Genomic DNA, 15,648 nt, shown 5'->3' on the forward strand with positions numbered 1-15,648 from the left:
CCATGCTGAGCGTTGTCCGCATACCGGTGCTGTCCGACAATTATGTCTGGCTGCTGCATGATGATGCCAGTGGCGAGACCGTGGTGATCGACCCGGCGGTGGCGGGCCCTGTGCTGGCAGAGGCGGCCAATCGGGGCTGGACCATCAGCCAGATCTGGAACACGCACTGGCATGGCGATCATGTGGGCGGCAACGCGGCGATCAAGGCGGCGACTGGCTGCCTGATCACCGGGCCGACCGCAGAGGCGGCCAAGATCGGCTCGCTTGACCGGCAAGTTGGGGAGGGCGATGAGGTCCGCATCGGCGACCATGCCGCCGCCGTGATGGAGGTGCCCGCCCACACGGCAGGTCACATCGCCTATCATCTGGCTGGCGATCACATCATTTTTGTGGGCGACACGTTGTTCGCCATGGGCTGCGGGCGGCTGTTCGAAGGGACGGCGGATCAGATGTTCGCCAACATGGCCCGGCTTGCGGCGTTGCCGGACGACACCATGGTTTATTGCGCCCATGAATATACACAGAGCAATGGCCGTTTCGCCCTGACGATAGAACCGGACAATGAAGCGCTCGCCGATCGCATGGCGCAGGTCGACGCCGCCCGCGCACGCGGCGAGGCCACCGTGCCCACCACCATAGGGCTGGAGCGCGCGACCAACATCTTCATGCGCGCGAACGACGCGGATGAGCTGGCTCGCCGCCGCACGGCCAAGGATACCGCCTGACGGTTCGGGCGTTACGCCAACGTCTCCTTTTATGGAGAGATGTGCAGGAGGATTGCCATGCGTGCATCCATATGTCTGATGCCACTGATGCTGGCAGCGTGCGCAGGCGGCAGCGAGCCCCCGCGCCTTACGGAGAAACAAGCGGCCCGGCTTGAGGCTGCATTGGAGGGCAAAGTCGCGGGCGAGCCAGTCAACTGCGTGAGCCGCTATCCGGGCTCCAGCCTCACCGCTGTCAGTGAAAGCGTGTTGCTGTACCGGGTGAGCGGCCGCCTCATCTATCGCAACGACCTGATCGGCAGTTGCACCGGGTTGGGCAGGGGCGATACGTTGATCATCAAGCCGACAGGCTCGCAATATTGTCGCGGCGACATTGCGCGGAGCGCCGATCTGGTCACCGGGTCGATCACCGGCGGTTGCGCGCTGGGGTCCTTCACGCCCTACCGCACCCCCGGCCGCTGACCGTCAGCCCTTGTAGAGCGCGTCCAGCCGCTCTTGATAGCGCGCCTTGATCACGTGGCGGCGGATCTTCATGGATGGCGTCATCTCGCCATTTTCGATGGTGAAGGGTTCGTCCGCCAGGATGATGCGCCGGACCCGCTCTGTCACGGACAGGTCTTCATTCACCCGATCGACCGCCGCCCTTAACGCTGCCTGATAGGCGGCGTTGGATGCGGCGTCGTCCGCGTCAAGGCCGTGCGCCCCCGCCCATTCGCGCGTCCACTCGGCGTCGGGCACCAGCAGCCCCACCAGATGCGGCCGCCGGTCGCCATAGACCATGGACTGGCCGATCTCAGGTTGTAGCGTCAGCATGCCTTCGACCTTTTGCGGCGACACATTGTCGCCCTTGTCATTGACGATCAGGTCCTTCTTGCGGTCGGTGATGCGGATGCGCCCCTTGCCATCGATCTCGCCAATGTCGCCGGTATGCAGCCAGCCGTCCTTCAGCGCCTTTTCGGTCTCGGCGGCATTACGCCAATAGCCCTGCATCACCAGTTCGCCGCGCACCAATATCTCGCCATCATCGGCGATCCTGACCTCCACCCCATCCAGCGGCGGCCCAACCGTGTCCATGGCGATGCCCGCGCGGGGTCGGTTGCAGCTGACCACCGGTCCCGCCTCGGTCTGGCCATAGCCCTGCAACAGCGTCAGCCCCATCGCATCGAAGAACAGGCCGACATCGGGATTGAGCGGCGCGCCGCCCGACACCAGCGCCTTCATCCGCCCGCCAAAGCGCTTGGCGATCTTCGGCTTCAGCGTCCGGTTCAGCAGCAGCTTCACCGGCAGGTCGGCGATCGATCCATCGCCCCTCTGCTCCTTCGCGGCGATCCGCAAAGCTTGCGTCAGCAGCCAAGCGGGGAATTTGCCCTGCTTCTCGATCGACTTGATGATCCGGGCGCGCAGCACCTCGAACAGGCGGGGCACGACGACCATGATCGTCGGCCGCGCTTCCTCTATGTTGCTGGCGAGCTTCTCCAGCCCTTCCGCATAATAGATCTGCCCCGCGAGCATGATCGGCAGGAACTGGCCGCCGCTATGTTCATAAGCGTGGCTGAGCGGCAGGAAAGACAGGAATACTTCATCTCCCCAGCCGAAATCCTCCGCCACCAGCCTGCCTGCGCCTTCGATATTGCACAAGATCGCGCCATGATGCTGCATGACGCCGCGTGGCGCACCACCCGTGCCGCTGGTGTAGATGATGCAGGCGAGGTCATTCCGCTTGGCGGTCTGTTCGGCGGCGCAGGCGTCGGGATCGGCGATGCGGGACGCGACCATGTCGGCCCACAGATGGCAGGACAGATCGCCCTGCGCGCCCCGGAGCGGTTCCATGCCGATGATGAAGCTCGCTTGCGATCGCAATACGGCGGGCATCAGCGTCTGGGCCAGCTTGGCCGTCGACACGATCACCGCGCGGGCGCCGCTGTCTGTCAGGATGTGCTGATGATCGCGCGTCGTATTGGTGGTGTAGGTCGGCACCGTCACGCATCCCGCCGCCATGATGGCAAGGTCGGCGATGCAAAATTCGGGGCGGTTCTCGCTTACCAGCATGACCGGGTCGCCTGGCTTCAGCCCTTGCGCCTTGAGCGCGGTGGCGAGCCCTGCCACCTGCAACGCCACCTCGGTCCAGCTGAGCGATTGCCACCCGCCAGCCGTCTTGCGCCACAGGAAGGGGAGGTCGCCCATTTCCTTTGCGCGGGCAAAGAACATGGTCACCAGATTGGGATACTGTTCGATCGCCCGCAAAGCAGCGCAACTCCTTGATTCAAGAGCGCGTCCGATGCGCGCATCCGCTCCTTGTCGACGCTATAGCCGCGCCTTGCCGTAGCGGTCACGCATTTTTCAGTCGAACAGCCCGTCCTGTAATCCGGCGGGCGGATTGAGTCCCAGATGCTTCCAGCCCGCCCCATTCAGGCAGCGGCCCCGCGCCGTGCGGGCGATAAGGCCAAGCTGGATCAGATAGGGTTCGATCACCTCTTCGATCGTATCGCGCGGCTCTGATAATCCGGCCGCTAGCGTCTCGACCCCGACCGGCCCCCCGCGATAGATGTCGGCGATCATCATCAAATAGCGCCGGTCCATCAGGTCCAAGCCCAGCTGGTCGACCTCCAACCGCCTCAGCGCCGCGTCCGCCGCCTTGGCGTCCACTGCTTCGACCCCCGCGACATTGGCAAAGTCGCGTACCCGCCGCAGCAACCGCCCGGCAATGCGGGGCGTCCCGCGCGATCGCCGGGCAATCTCGATCGCCCCATCAGAGGTGATGCCCAGGTCCAGCAACCGCGCCGCGCGCCGCACCACCAGCTCCAGTTCCTCGACCGTGTAGAATTGCAGCCGCACCGGAATGCCGAAGCGGTCACGCAGCGGCGTCGTCAGCAGTCCTTGCCGTGTTGTTGCGCCTACCAGGGTAAAGCGGGGCAGGTCTATCCGCACCGACCGCGCCGAAGGACCCTCGCCGATCATCAGGTCAAGCGCGCGGTCCTCCATTGCGGGATAGAGAACCTCCTCGACTGCGGGATTCAGCCGGTGGATCTCGTCCACGAACAGGACGTCGCCCTCATCCAGATTGGTGAGCAGCGCCGCCAGATCCCCGGATTTGGCGATCACAGGCCCTGACGTTGCGCGGAAGCCGACGCCCATTTCCTTGGCAACGATCTGCGCCAGCGTCGTCTTGCCGAGGCCCGGGGGGCCGAAAAACAGCACATGATCCAGCGCATCGCCACGCTGCTTTGCTGCCTCGATAAAGACCCGCAAATTGCCGCGCGCAGCCTCTTGCCCGATGAACTCGGTCAGGGATTTGGGCCGCAGGGCAGCATCCACATCCTCCGCCCGGCGCGTGGAGGCGATCAGCCGTTCCTCGCTCACTTGGCCGCCTTCCGCAGCGCCAGCCGCACCAGCGCGTCCAGGGTTGCGCTATCGCCCAGCTCTTCTTCCGCAGCGGCAACCGCGCTGCTCGCCTCGGCAGGCTTGAAGCCGAGATTCTGCAGGGCGGAAATCGCATCTGCTCCCAGCCCCCCGGCCATGACAGGCGCAATGCCCGCGCCCAACACGCCGCCAGCGCCCGGCGCCGCGCCGATCTTGTCCTTCAGTTCATTGACGATCCGCAGCGCCAGCTTCGGCCCTACGCCATTGGCGCGCGCGACCATTGCCTTGTCCCCGGTCGCCACCGCGCGATGCAGTTCGGCCGGTTCAAGCGCCGACAATATCGCCAGCGCCACCCGCGATCCCACGCCTTGCACGCCAATCAGCAAGCGGAACCAGTCGCGTTCTTCGCCGCGTGCAAAGCCGACCAGCCGGATCGAATCCTCCGACACCAGCATTTCGGTATGCACCGTCACCGCTTCGCCTACCGGTCCCAGCGCCGACAAGGTTCGCGAGGATGCGCCGACGAGATAGCCCACGCCCCCCACGTCGATGATCGCATGGTCGGTGCCCGTGCTATCCAGCCGCCCTTTGAGTTTCGCGATCATGCCCCGCACCCTTTGGTCATGATCTGTTCTTTACAGCCTCTCAAGGATAGCGCCAGTCAAAAGCGCGCCTGCCTTGGCACCAATTCCCGCGCCGGACGTAGTGCAGCCCGATGCCTAGTCTAACAGGAACCCATTGATGCCGACGCAAGCGCCTTTGCTTTCACCTCAGGACTTCGCCTGTCCCGCCATCCGCCTCTCCGGTCCCGTCGACCAGTCCATGTATCTGTACTTCAAGGGCGCGCTGGCGGCGGCGCCTTCCGAGGGGCTGGTGGTGACAGAAGTTTCGACACTTGGCGGGGACCCGGAAATCGCGCGGATGATGGGAGAGGATATCCGCTTTCATTCGGAACTCGGCGCCGCGCGGCGGCTGGTGTTTCTGGGGAAGACCGCCGTCTATTCGGCGGGCGCGACCTTCATGGGCTTTTTCGCCAAGGAAAACCGCTACCTCACGCGTGGCACGCGGGTGATGATCCATGAACGGCTCATCACCAAGGACATCCACCTTCAAGGCCCGCTGTCCACCTGCATCGCACCGCTAAGGGCCGCGTTGAACGAGATAGAGGCGTCCATCGCCATCCAGAATGAAGGCTTTTCCAACCTGATCCTGGGCTCCAGCATCTCGCTTGACGAAGTGCTGAAACGGGCACCGGAAAACTGGTATCTCGAAGCGAATGAAGCTGCGACGCTTGGTCTGGTGGTGGCGGTGCTCTGATCCGCTTGCCAGCTTCGTCATTTTGCGGCTTTCTGGGCGGATGAAGTCTTCCTCCACCCGCTCTCCAGTTTTTCCCTGGCGTTACGGCATGTTCCTGGTGCTGCTGGCGACCGCCCTGCCGTTCGGCTTGATGATGCCCTGGCATCAGGCGGTGATGGCAGGGTTCGACTGCGCCTCTCTCGCCTTCATCGCCGCAGCCGCGCCGCTTCTGAAAGCCGACCCCGATCGCATGCGCCGGACCGCGCAGGAAAATGATGCCAATCGCCGCCTGATGCTGCTCCTGACCGGCATTGTCTCGCTGGTGGTGCTGGTCGCGGTGGGAGCAGCCGTCAGCCAGCATGGCGGCCCCAACGCAGCGGCCGTCGCGCTGTTGCTGGTGACGCTGGCGCTTGCCTGGCTCTTTTCCAACCTCGTCTATGCGATGCATTATGCGCATCTCTTCTACCTGGCCGATCCGCGCGGGAAGGATCAGCAGGGCATCGACTTCCCGGGTACGAAGGAGCCCGGATACAGCGATTTTCTCTATTTCGCCTTCACGCTAGGCATGACCTTCCAGACGTCCGATGTCACGGTGACCGGCACATCCATGCGTCAGGTGGTCACCGCCCACTGCCTCGCGGCGTTCCTTTTCAACCTCGGCATTCTGGCCTTCACCATCAATGTGCTGGGTGGTGTCTGAGGCGGCTTCACGGCTTGCTTACCATTTCCCGGCATAAGCGGGGCATGTCTTCCGCTACCGATCCTTGTCCGCCCTCTGCCGTTAGCCATGGCGTAGGCTTCGCCGGACTGGCGGGGCTCGCACTTTGGGCAATGGTGGCGCGCCATTATGGGATGAACGGCCCCAATGCGGGTTTCGCGGCGGTGATCGCCTGCGGGCTGCCGATGATCTTGTGGTCGCTGCTGGTGGACAAGGTCCATCGCAACGCCTCGACCGGGATAGACTGGCAGACGCCGCCCCGGCCATGGCGCGCCGTTCTCGACATCAGCCTCGTCAAGATTGCTGGCCTCTGGGCGACATGGCTGGCGATCGCGATTTTCTACTGTCTCGCCCGCTGGTACTGGAGCGGGAATTATCATTATTCCATGAACCTGTTCATGGACGCGGCCCCTTGGCTTGTGTTGTTCTCCGTTCCCTATGTCGTCTGGCTGGACCGGCGACTGGTCGAACCCCGCGACGCCACCCATGCCTTCGGACAATGGGTCATTGGCGGAGCAGCGGGCGCGCACGACATGGCGCAGGTCGCCAATCATGCCCGTGCATGGGCGGTGAAGGGCTTTTTCCTTGCCTTCATGCTCTCCATCGTGCCGGGCAATTTTGCCAGCGTGGTGGACTGGCGGTTGGATCATGCCTTCTCCAATCCGGTGAACCTTGCCGCCTTCCTGATCGCGGTCATGTTCATGATCGATGTCTGCATGGCGACGGTCGGCTATTTGCTGACCTGCAAGCCGCTCGATTCCCACATACGTTCGGCCAATCCGTTGCTGACCGGTTGGGTGGCAGCGCTGATCTGCTACCCGCCCTTCGTGCTGATGGGATCAGGGGGACCGCTCGACTATCACGCAGGCGGTGCGGAATGGGACGTCTGGACGCAGGGGCATACAACCTTGCAATGGATAGTTGGCGGCTGGCTTGTCCTGCTAACCGCCATCTATGCCTGGGCGACGGTGGTGTTCGGCATCCGCTTTTCCAACCTCACCCATCGCGGCATCCTGACTCATGGGCCGTATCGCTGGACACGGCATCCCGCCTATCTGTCAAAGAACCTCTTCTGGTGGTTTTCGGCGCTGCCCTTTCTCACGATATCGGGCAGCCTCACCGACATGGTGCGCAACTGCGCGATGCTGGCGGCGACCAACGCCGTCTATTATTGGCGCGCCCGGACGGAAGAAGCCCACCTCTCGACTGATCCCGCCTATCGCGACTACAGCGAATGGATGGAGCGCAACGCGCCCGTCCCACGCTTCTTCGCCTGGGCAACGGGCCGTCGGCGCAAGGATCAACCGGCCCTGACGCCAGCGGAATAGGTTAGAAGCTTTCCTCAGCGTAGACGCGGGAAAGGTCGCCTGCCCATTCGCCATGATAGCGCGCGAGCAGATCTTCAGCATGCGTCCGCCCGGCCGCCACGATCTCGTCCAGCGGTGCCAGATAGCCCGTTTCATTGTTGCCAATATCGTTCAGCCGTGCCCGCGCCCTCAGCCCGCTGCGGCTGATATCCAGCACTTCCGCCGCGATGTCGCGCAGCTTGCGCCCGCCCGGCAATGGCGCATTCAGCGCCAGCTTCGGCGCGGCGTCGCGCAGCGTTTGGCGGTCCTCCATGGTCCAGTCCTTCACCAAATCCCAAGCGGCATCTAGCGCGCCCTGATCATAGAGCAGGCCAACCCAGAAAGCGGGGAGGGCGGTGATGCGATCCGCGCGTCCGCCATCGGCCCCGCGCATTTCAAGGAAGCTCTTCAATCGCACTTCCGGGAAGGCGGTCGAAAGATGATCTTCCCAATCCTTCTCGGTCGGCTTCTCGCCGGGCAGAATGGAAAGCTTGCCGTCCAGAAAGTCGCGGAAGCTGAGACCCGCCGCGTCGATATAGCGGCCGTCGCGATAGACGAAGTACATCGGCACATCGAGCGCATAGTCGGCGTACCGCTCATAGCCAAAGCCATCCTCGAACACGAAGGGCAGCATGCCCGTGCGGTGCGGGTCGGTGTCCGACCAGATATGGCTGCGATAGGACAGGAAGCCGTTGGGCTTGCCTTCGGTGAAGGGCGAATTGGCGAACAGCGCGGTTGCAAGAGGTTGCAGGGCCAGGCCGACGCGGAACTTCTGCACCATGTCCGCCTCGCTGCCATAGTCGAGGTTCGTCTGGATAGTGCAGGTTCGCAGCATCATGTCGAGGCCCATCGTGCCTACGCGCGGCATGTGCCGCAGCATGATATCGTAGCGCCCCTTGGGCATCACGGGCAATTCGTCGCGTGTCTTGTCCGGCCACATGCCCAGACTCAGGAAGCCGAGGCCGAGCATATCGCCGACATATTTGACCTGTTCCAGGTGCCGGTGCGTTTCCGCGCAAGTCTGGTGAAGATTTTCCAGCGGCGCCCCGGACAGTTCCAGCTGTCCCGCCGGTTCCAGGCTGACCGTTCCATCGGCTCCGGAGAGGGCGATGATGTTATCGCCCTCGAACACCGGGCTCCAGCCATAGCGGGTGAGGCCGATCAGCAGCGTGTGGATGCCGCCCTGCTCGCTGTAGGACGGCGCATGATGGTCGGCCCTCGAATAGACGAACTTCTCATGCTCGGTGCCGATGCGCCAGCGATCCTTGGGCTTGGCGCCCTTGGAAAAGGCCACGATCAGCTGGTCGCGGCTTTCGATGACGGGATCGATTCCCCCTGAGTCGGTTCTCGTGCTCATGCCCCGCCTTAGCCTGTCCCCCTTGCGCGTCAATCGACAGCGCGCGGGGGACAAATAGGTTGCGTCCATCGGGGCTGCAATCCCATTTCGGATTGCAACTGGAACAGCTATCCTATCGCCAGTCGCCGTTCAGCGTCATCCACGCCGACGTTGCGGCGATCGCCGCCGTTTCCGCCCGCAATATGCGTGGCCCCAAAGACACCGGCACCGCCTTCGTCACGGCCCGGATCGCCTCCCGCTCTGCCGGGTCAAAGCCGCCCTCCGGCCCGATCATGAATGCCGCCGCACCCTGATGCGCACGCAGCGTCTCGCTCAAAGGTTCACCACCGCTTTCATCGGCGAAAAACAGCCAGCGATCGTCCGGCCAGTCGCGCAACAGCGCGTCCAGTTTCACCATAGCGCCGAGGTCGGGCAGCGCGGTGCGGCCGCACTGTTCCGCCGCCTCGACCAGATGCGCGTGCAGTCGGTCCAGGTTGAGCTTGTCCACCACCGCCCGGCGGGTCAGCACCGGTTGCAGCTTCGCGACGCCCAGTTCGCAGGCTTTTTCCGCGATCAGGTCGATGCGGCCTTTCTTGATCGGCGCGCAACATAGCCAGAAATCCGGCACATCCTCCAAAGGCTTGGTCTGTTGGACACATTCCAGCACCAGGTCACGCTTGCGTATGTCCCGCACCCGCGCGGCCCACTCGCCCGACCTGCCGTCGAACAGCAGCACGATGTCGTCCGGCTTCACCCGCATGACGCTGATCAGATAATGGGCCGGATTGCCATCGACCGGCACGGCCACGCCGTCGCCTAACTGCGTTTCGACATGCAGGCGCGGCGCGCTCTGCGGCGGCCAGGCAGGGGTTGCGGTCATTTCGTCTCTTCCGTTCGCCCTGTTTGACTGAGCCACTTGTCTCAGCCAAATGTCGAAGGGCTTTCTTTGCTCTTTAGAGAAGAAAGGGGCTTCGACAAGCTCAGCCCGAACGGAGAAAAGGTGAGTCAGACCATAGTCCCCGATACCGAGGCCCGCGGCTTGCTCGCACGCTTGCCCGCGACGCCCCGCGCGCTCGCGTTGCTGGCCCGGCTCGATCGTCCGATCGGCTGGTGGCTGCTCTTCTGGCCCGGCGCCTGGGCCGTGGTCCTGGCAGGCGGGGCAGGGAAGCGCTGGCCGCTCATCCTCTGGCTCCTGCTCGGCAGCATCGCCATGCGCGGCGCGGGTTGCGTGTTCAACGACATCGTCGATCGCGATCTCGACCGGAAAGTCGCCCGCACCGCGGCCCGCCCGCTCGCGAGCGGGGCTCTCTCCGTGCGCACCGCCTGGGCCTGGCTCATCCTGCTTTGCCTCGTCGGCCTCATCGTCCTGCTGCAACTCCGCCCTTATGCGCAGATCGTCTCGCTGGGCAGTCTCGCGCTGGTCGCCGCCTACCCCTTCATGAAGCGGATCACCGGCTGGCCCCAACTCTGGCTCGGCCTCGTCTTCTCCTGGGCGGCGCTCGTCGGCTGGAGCGAGGTCATGGGCGCGCTCACCCCGGCCGGGTTGCTGCTCTATGCAGGCACAATCTTCTGGGTTGTTGGTTATGACACCATCTATGCATTGCAGGACCGGGAGGATGATGCGTTGATCGGTATCGGGTCGAGCGCCTTGTCGATGGGCCGCCATGTGCGCGGCGGCGTAATGCTCTGCTATCTGCTCGCCCTTTCCCTCTGGGCTGCCGCTCTTTGGCAGGTGCGGCCGCAATGGCTTGCTCTTGCCGCCTTGCTGCCGATGGCGGCTCATCTTTTCTGGCAGGTCGGGACGCTCAAGGAGGATGGCGCCGATCCGCTCACGAAGTTCCGCTCGAACCGGTTCGCCGGGCTTTTGATGTTCCTTGGCTGCCTCGTCGTGGGCAGCGCATGAGCATGCCACAAGAGGGTGAGGATTGCTGGCGCATCGCCCGCGCCGCCAAGGCCAGCGTCATCATCGACGCCGACTGTTATTTCCGCCACGCCCGTGCCGCCATGCTCAAGGCGAAGCGCCGGATCATGCTCATCGGTTGGGATTTCGACGCCGCCATCAGCCTGATCCGCGAGGATGAGGTCAAGGACGGAGCCCCGGTCATCATCGGCGACTTCATCAGCTGGCTCGTTGCGCAAAAACCAGACCTCGAAATCTTCCTTCTGCGCTGGGATGTCGGCGCGATGAAGTCGATGGTGCAGCCTGCCAACCTCTTCACCACCGTCAAATGGATGGCTCACAAACGCATACAGGTGAAGCTGGACAGCCATCACCCTCCAGCGGCCTCGCATCATCAGAAGATTGTGGTGATCGACGACTGTTTCGCCTTCTGCGGCGGCATCGACATGACCGGTGACCGATGGGACACACGCCATCATCGTGATGAGGACCCAGGCCGCCGCCATCCGGACGGTTCCGCCTATGGGCCATGGCATGACGCGACCACTGCCTTGCAGGGCGATGTCGCGATGGTGCTGGGTGACCATGCCCGCGCCCGATGGAAGGGGGCTGGCGGCGGCGATCTGGATCCGATCTTCGGCGAACATGATTGCTGGCCGGACGCGCTGCCGGTTCAGTTCGAAAATGTCGATATAGCCATTTCTCGCTCCGCGCCGGAAATGGATGACCAGCAGCCGTTGCGAGAGATTGAGCGACTCTATCTCAACCAGATCGCATCGGCAAAGCGGACCATCTACGCCGAAAGCCAGTATTTCGCCTCCCGCCGCATTGCGGAGGCAATCGCCGCGCGGCTGGGCGATCCCGGTGGGCCGGACATCGTCATCATCAATCCGGAACAGGCCGATGGCTGGCTCGAACAGCAGGCGATGGATACCGCCCGCGCGCGCCTGTTCGAAGCCCTGCGCGCCCGCGACACCCATGGCAAGCTGCGCATCTACCATCCTTTCACCATGCGCGGTGAGTCCATCTACGTCCATGCCAAGATCATGATCGTGGATGACCGAACCGTTCGCGTGGGCTCGTCCAACATGAACAACCGCTCGATGCGGCTCGATACCGAATGCGACGTGACGATCGACCTGGCCTTGCCCGCAAATGCCGGGCGGGAAGCGATGATCCTGGGCATCCGGGACGATCTGATCGCCGAACATCTGGACCTGCCGGTCGAACGGGTATCCGCCGTGATCGCCGAGCGCGGGTTGATCGCCGCGATCGAGCAACTGCGCGACAAGCCCGGCCGAACCCTGCGGCCCTATGTTACGCCCAATCTCAACGACGTGCAGGCCTGGCTGGCCGACAATGAAGTGCTGGACCCCGAAGGGCCTGAGGAGATGTTCGAGCCGGTTGCCGACCGCAGCCTGTTCCGCCGCATGCGCAAGAAGCGCTGAAGCGCCGCCACGTACCTATTCGGCCGCCAGCAACGCTTCCGCACCGCCGAGATTGACGGAAACCAAGCGGCTCACCCCGCGCTCCACCATGGTCACGCCGAACAGCCGGTGCATCCGCGCCATCGTCACCGCATTATGGCTGACGATCAGGTAACGCGTGTCCGTCTGCCCCACCATCACGTCCAGCAGATCGCAGAAACGCTCCACATTGGCATCGTCCAGCGGCGCATCGACCTCGTCCAGCACGCAGATCGGTGCCGGGTTGGTCAGGAACAGGCCAAAGATCAGCGCCACCGCCGTCAGCGCCTGCTCACCGCCGGAAAGCAACGTCAGCGCGGCGAGCTTTTTCCCCGGCGGCTGCGCCATGATCTCCAGCCCCGCCTCCAGCGGATCGTCGCTGTCGATCAACTCTAGATGCGCCTGCCCGCCGTTGAACAGCGTGGTGAACAGCCGCCGGAAATGCCCGTCCACCGCCTCGAACGCCGCGAGCAGCCGCTGCCGCCCTTCGCGATTGAGGCTGCCGATCGATCCGCGCAGCCGGTTGATCGCTTGGCTTAGCTCCTCGCTTTCGGCCCGGCTCGTTGCCTGGGTCGCTTCCAGCTCCTCCAACTCCTGCGCCGCCACCAGATTGACCGGCCCGATCCGCTCCCGCTCGGCGGAAAGGCGGTCATGTTCGCCCTGCTCACTCTGCGCGATCCGGATTTCCGCGCTGGCAAAGCCCAGCTTCTCGGGCAGCACGGGAGGCGGGCATTCAAAGCGTTCGCCCGACAGACGGTTGGTCTCGGCGCGCTTCTCGTCCGCCGCTTCGGCCCGTGCCGCAGCAGTCGCTCGCCGTTCGCGCGCCTGTGCCAGCACCTCGCCGGTCTGCGCAGCCTGTTCCTCGGCGATCCGCAGCGCGGCCTCAGCTTCGCTCTCCGCCCGCCGCGCCGCTTCGGCCGCTTCCGCGAGTCCGGCGCCCTGCTCGGACAGGGTGGCGATCGTCGCGGCCAGCATCTCGGGCTGATCCGCCAGTCCATCGCGCTCGGATGCAATCGCCTCGCCCCGTTCCACCATGGCCGCAATCCGCTTCGCCGCCTCGCCCGCCCGCGCGCGCCAGCCTTTGGCTTCCGCGTCAGCCGCCGCCATGCGTTCCCGGTCGCTTCCCAAAGCCCGATCGGCCAGCGCCTGATCCGCCTGCAACTGGCTGACCGCCATGCGCGCCTTCTCGCTCGCTTGGCTCAGCGATGCCACCAGCGTCCGCGTCCCAGTGCTATCGGGCACAGCCATGCGCGCCGCATCCGCCTTGTCATGCTCGGCCCCCGCCGTGCCCAGATCCGCGCGCGCCTCAGCCAACCGCTCCTCGATAGCCTCCCGCCGCCCGGAAAGCCGCTCCAGCGCCGTCGCCGCCTCATCCGCCGCGCGCAGCGCCGCGCGCAGCCGTTGGTCGGCCGCGCCAAGCTGCGTCCGCGCAGCCCCCAGCGCCTCGGCCGCCGCCCGTTCCCCGCTCGCGGCTTCATCCTGTGCCGCGCGTGCCGCCTCGACCTCTGCCTCCGCCGTCGGCCGCGCCGCCGCAATCGCCTCCAGCCGATTGAGCCGGATCAGCCGCTCGGCCGCCGCCGCCCCGCCTTCGGCCGCCACATAGCCGTCCCAGCGCCGCAGCTGCCCGTCCTTGGTCACCAGCCGCTGCCCGACCGTCAGCGCCTGCCCCTCATCCGTGTCGGCAACCGCCACCTGTGCCAGTCGCCGCGCCAGTTCCGAAGGCGCACGCACATGATCTGCCAGAGAGGCGCATCCGGCGGGCAGGGCCGGATCGCTCTCCAGCGCCGCCGCGCCCGCCCAGCGCCGCATGCCCTGCGCGCCGACCGGCGCTTCCAGGTCGTCCCCCAGCGCCGCCGCCAAAGCCCGCTCAAATCCTGGCGCGGCCTTCAACCGGTCCAGCGCCCGCTCGCGCCCGCTCCCGCTCTCGACCGCCCGCTTGAGCGCCGCGGTCTCGCTATCAAGTGCCGCCAGCCCCGCCCGTGCCGATGAGACCGCGGTTTCCGCCGCAGCCCGCGCCTCGGCAGCCGCCTGCCGCGCCGTTTCGGCCTGCCCGATCGCTGCCTCGGCGGCATCGCGGTCCAACCCGGCCTGCGCCTGTGCCGCCAGCGCCTCGCTTCGCTTCGCCTCCAGCGGTGCCGCATCGGGCAGGGCGCCCGCCTCCGCTTCCAGCCGCGCCGCCTCTCGTTCCGCCCGCTCCAACTGGCTCCGCGCCGCCGCCAGCGCTGCCTCGGCCACGCGCAGCTCGGCCTGCTCGCCAGCCTGCCGCGCCATCGCCTTGGCCAACTCCAGCTCGGCGTCGCGCGCCGCATCTTCCGCCCGCGCGATCCGCCCGGCAAAGTCCGGCCGCATCGCTTCGGTCTCGGCAATCCGGTTCTTCAGCGCAGAAATCTCGGCCGTAAGCCGCGCAATCGCCTCGGCCGCGTCATTGGCCAGCGTGCCTTCGCGCGCCCGGTCCTCCTCCAGCCGCTCGGCCTGCTGCGCCAGATCATGCAGCCGCCGCACCACGCCATCGCGTTCGGCCTTCAGCGCGGCGAGCCGGTGCCCGGTCTCATTCGCCTCATCCCGCGCCGCCTGCGCTGCCGCCCGCCGGGATGCCAGCGCGTCCACTGCCGCATTGGCATGCGCCGCCGCAGCTGCCTGCACCTCTTGCGCCACGCCAACCGCGCTGCCTGCCTCGACCGCTTCCTTGCGCGCCGCATCCGCACTGGCCGCCGCCTCACGCCAGCGGGCGAAAATCACGCGCCCTTCGGCCACCCTGATCTGTTCAGACAATCTGATGTAGCGCTCGGCCGCCTTGGCCTGCCGCCGCAGGCTGCTCGCCCGCGCCTCCATGTCGGTCAGGATCTCGTCCAGCCGCATCAGATTAGCCTCAGCCGCGCGCAGCTTCTGTTCGGCATCCTTGCGCCGGACATGCAGGCCAGAAATGCCCGCCGCTTCCTCCAGCATCGCGCGCCGTTCCTGTGGGCGGGCCGCGATAACGGCGGCGATCCGCCCCTGGCTCACCAGCGCCGGGCTGTGCGGCCCGGTGGCTGCATCGGCGAAGATCAGCGCGACGTCCTTCGCCCGCACATCGCGGCCGTTCGCGCGATAGGCGCTGCCCGCCCCGCGTTCGATCCGGCGGGTGACTTCCAACTCGCCATCCGCGCCCACCTCGACCGCGTTGAACAGCTCGCCCTGTTCCTGCACGGTCTGCAACGACACTTCGGCAAAGTCGCGTTGCGGCCGGGTAGACGTACCCGCGAAGATCACATCTTCCATGCCTGCGCCGCGCATGGATTTGGCGCTGGATTCGCCCATCACCCATCGGATCGCTTCCAGCAGGTTGGACTTGCCGCAGCCGTTCGGCCCGACAATCCCGGTCAGGCCGGGTTCGATGCGCAGCTCCGTCGGATCGACGAAACTTTTGAAACCGGAAAGCTTGAGGCGCTTTATCTGCATGGCCAGCCACCGGGCCAATTGCCGGGGCAGCGCCATGCCGCCCCGCCTTCAGCGGGCAAACTCATC

The 15,648-nt window shown here is 65.4% G+C and carries 13 protein-coding genes; 7 read left to right on the forward strand and 6 right to left on the reverse strand.

Annotation, left to right across the window (positions count from 1 at the left end; all coding sequences use genetic code 11):
• Positions 1-2: 2 nt before the first annotated feature.
• Both gloB and ACZ5YV_RS12060 read left to right on the forward strand, forming a co-directional pair.
• On the forward strand, positions 3-725 hold the full coding sequence (gene gloB / locus ACZ5YV_RS12055) for a hydroxyacylglutathione hydrolase (RefSeq protein ID WP_464787822.1): 723 nt from the start codon (positions 3-5) through the stop codon (positions 723-725).
• A gap of 57 nt (positions 726-782) precedes the next feature.
• Positions 783-1,184: a hypothetical protein gene (locus ACZ5YV_RS12060; protein WP_464787823.1), complete on the forward strand. Its 402-nt coding sequence runs from the start codon at positions 783-785 to the stop codon at positions 1,182-1,184.
• A gap of 3 nt (positions 1,185-1,187) precedes the next feature.
• Here ACZ5YV_RS12060 and ACZ5YV_RS12065 read toward each other — a convergent pair whose 3' ends face one another.
• From ACZ5YV_RS12065 to ruvA, 3 genes are all read right to left on the reverse strand, one after another.
• Positions 1,188-2,930 carry an AMP-dependent synthetase/ligase gene (locus ACZ5YV_RS12065; RefSeq protein WP_464789218.1) on the reverse strand — a complete coding sequence of 581 codons (1,743 nt, stop codon included), beginning with the start codon at positions 2,928-2,930 and terminating at the stop codon, positions 1,188-1,190.
• A 132-nt stretch (positions 2,931-3,062) separates the two neighbouring features.
• On the reverse strand, positions 3,063-4,082 hold the full coding sequence (ruvB, locus tag ACZ5YV_RS12070) for a Holliday junction branch migration DNA helicase RuvB (protein ID WP_464787824.1): 1,020 nt from the start codon (positions 4,080-4,082) through the stop codon (positions 3,063-3,065).
• On the reverse strand, positions 4,079-4,687 hold the full coding sequence (gene ruvA, locus ACZ5YV_RS12075; protein WP_464778572.1) for a Holliday junction branch migration protein RuvA: 609 nt from the start codon (positions 4,685-4,687) through the stop codon (positions 4,079-4,081). The genes ruvB and ruvA overlap by 4 nt, the downstream gene beginning before the upstream one ends.
• 136 nt (positions 4,688-4,823) lie before the next feature.
• On the opposite strand from ruvA, the gene ACZ5YV_RS12080 reads away from it, so the two are divergent.
• From ACZ5YV_RS12080 to ACZ5YV_RS12090, 3 genes are read left to right on the forward strand one after another with little or no spacing between them, the layout of a single operon-like run.
• Entirely contained in the window at positions 4,824-5,399 is a 576-nt protein-coding gene (locus tag ACZ5YV_RS12080) for a peptidase S14 (protein WP_464787825.1), read from the forward strand.
• Positions 5,400-5,439: 40 nt separating this feature from the next.
• Positions 5,440-6,078, forward strand: a complete 639-nt coding sequence (locus tag ACZ5YV_RS12085) for a DUF1345 domain-containing protein (RefSeq protein WP_464789219.1) — start codon at positions 5,440-5,442, stop codon at positions 6,076-6,078.
• 44 nt (positions 6,079-6,122) lie between these two features.
• Positions 6,123-7,424, forward strand: coding sequence for a methyltransferase family protein (locus tag ACZ5YV_RS12090; RefSeq protein WP_464787826.1), 1,302 nt, complete (start codon positions 6,123-6,125; stop codon positions 7,422-7,424).
• Between the two features lies 1 nt (position 7,425).
• Here ACZ5YV_RS12090 and ACZ5YV_RS12095 read toward each other — a convergent pair whose 3' ends face one another.
• Together ACZ5YV_RS12095 and ACZ5YV_RS12100 are read right to left on the reverse strand one after the other, a co-directional pair.
• Positions 7,426-8,799 carry a glutamate--cysteine ligase gene (locus ACZ5YV_RS12095; protein ID WP_464787827.1) on the reverse strand — a complete coding sequence of 458 codons (1,374 nt, stop codon included), beginning with the start codon at positions 8,797-8,799 and terminating at the stop codon, positions 7,426-7,428.
• Positions 8,800-8,911: 112 nt separating this feature from the next.
• Positions 8,912-9,658: a 16S rRNA (uracil(1498)-N(3))-methyltransferase gene (locus ACZ5YV_RS12100; protein ID WP_464787828.1), complete on the reverse strand. Its 747-nt coding sequence runs from the start codon at positions 9,656-9,658 to the stop codon at positions 8,912-8,914.
• A gap of 120 nt (positions 9,659-9,778) precedes the next feature.
• Between ACZ5YV_RS12100 and ubiA the strand changes: the two genes are divergently transcribed.
• Positions 9,779-10,681 carry a 4-hydroxybenzoate octaprenyltransferase gene (ubiA, locus tag ACZ5YV_RS12105; RefSeq protein ID WP_464787829.1) on the forward strand — a complete coding sequence of 301 codons (903 nt, stop codon included), beginning with the start codon at positions 9,779-9,781 and terminating at the stop codon, positions 10,679-10,681.
• Positions 10,678-12,126: a phospholipase D-like domain-containing protein gene (locus ACZ5YV_RS12110; protein WP_464787830.1), complete on the forward strand. Its 1,449-nt coding sequence runs from the start codon at positions 10,678-10,680 to the stop codon at positions 12,124-12,126. Before ubiA ends, ACZ5YV_RS12110 begins: the two co-directional genes overlap by 4 nt.
• Positions 12,127-12,141: 15 nt before the next feature.
• Here the strand turns inward: ACZ5YV_RS12110 and smc are convergent, their stop codons facing one another.
• On the reverse strand, positions 12,142-15,582 hold the full coding sequence (gene smc, locus ACZ5YV_RS12115; RefSeq protein ID WP_464789220.1) for a chromosome segregation protein SMC: 3,441 nt from the start codon (positions 15,580-15,582) through the stop codon (positions 12,142-12,144).
• Positions 15,583-15,648 lie beyond the last annotated feature (66 nt).

The sequence above is a fragment of the Sphingobium sp. TomTYG46 genome (assembly GCF_055396345.1).

Bases quoted from the DNA above. Each gene is read 5' to 3' on its own strand.
- ACZ5YV_RS12095 (WP_464787827.1), bottom strand. From the start codon at position 8,799: ATGAGCACGAGAACCGACTCAGGGGGAATCGATCCCGTCATCGAAAGC.
- ACZ5YV_RS12065 (WP_464789218.1), bottom strand. From the start codon at position 2,930: ATGTTCTTTGCCCGCGCAAAGGAAATGGGCGACCTCCCCTTCCTGTGG.
- smc (WP_464789220.1), bottom strand. From the start codon at position 15,582: ATGCAGATAAAGCGCCTCAAGCTTTCCGGTTTCAAAAGTTTCGTCGAT.
- ACZ5YV_RS12060 (WP_464787823.1), top strand. From the start codon at position 783: ATGCGTGCATCCATATGTCTGATGCCACTGATGCTGGCAGCGTGCGCA.
- ruvA (WP_464778572.1), bottom strand. From the start codon at position 4,687: ATGATCGCGAAACTCAAAGGGCGGCTGGATAGCACGGGCACCGACCAT.
- ACZ5YV_RS12080 (WP_464787825.1), top strand. From the start codon at position 4,824: ATGCCGACGCAAGCGCCTTTGCTTTCACCTCAGGACTTCGCCTGTCCC.
- ACZ5YV_RS12090 (WP_464787826.1), top strand. From the start codon at position 6,123: ATGTCTTCCGCTACCGATCCTTGTCCGCCCTCTGCCGTTAGCCATGGC.
- ACZ5YV_RS12085 (WP_464789219.1), top strand. From the start codon at position 5,440: ATGAAGTCTTCCTCCACCCGCTCTCCAGTTTTTCCCTGGCGTTACGGC.
- ACZ5YV_RS12100 (WP_464787828.1), bottom strand. From the start codon at position 9,658: ATGACCGCAACCCCTGCCTGGCCGCCGCAGAGCGCGCCGCGCCTGCAT.
- gloB (WP_464787822.1), top strand. From the start codon at position 3: ATGCTGAGCGTTGTCCGCATACCGGTGCTGTCCGACAATTATGTCTGG.
- ACZ5YV_RS12110 (WP_464787830.1), top strand. From the start codon at position 10,678: ATGAGCATGCCACAAGAGGGTGAGGATTGCTGGCGCATCGCCCGCGCC.